This is a genomic window from Xenorhabdus entomophaga, from assembly GCF_037996725.1.
GTDB classification, from domain to species: domain Bacteria; phylum Pseudomonadota; class Gammaproteobacteria; order Enterobacterales; family Enterobacteriaceae; genus Xenorhabdus; species Xenorhabdus khoisanae.
Genome location: NZ_JBBMXH010000384.1, coordinates 1 through 369 on the forward strand (window position 1 = coordinate 1; position 369 = coordinate 369).

Below are 369 nucleotides of genomic sequence, written 5' to 3' on the forward strand. Positions count from 1 at the left end.
GCTTCCATTGGCGTCAGCCCATTTAAAATCTTTCTTGGTGTCATATTCAGCCTCAATTCCATATCGCTGATAGCTTGCTCCGTCAGTGGGCCAAAAGCGGTTCCCTTAGGCCATTGGCGACGAACTAAACCATTGGTATTTTCATTCGTTCCCCGCTGATAACTGGCATAAGGCCGGGCAAAATAAATTTGGGCTTTCGTCGATTGACTGACTTTTTCATGCTGAGCGAACTCGCCGCCATTATCCAGTGTGATCGTGTGTAAGCGCCTAATTAACCCCACATACCTGACTGGTTAATCTTTTGTCATAGTGTGTTTTCTTTTATTGAGAAGGGGAACCACCATGACATTGACTGAAAAACAACAGCAC

The 369-nt window shown here is 45.3% G+C and carries 1 protein-coding gene; it reads right to left on the reverse strand.

Going from position 1 to position 369, the window contains the following annotated elements:
• Positions 1–281 (reverse strand): IS30 family transposase (locus AAC854_RS23315; protein ID WP_340619158.1); only part of this gene is annotated, 281 nt, incomplete at its 3' end.
• Positions 282–369 lie beyond the last annotated feature (88 nt).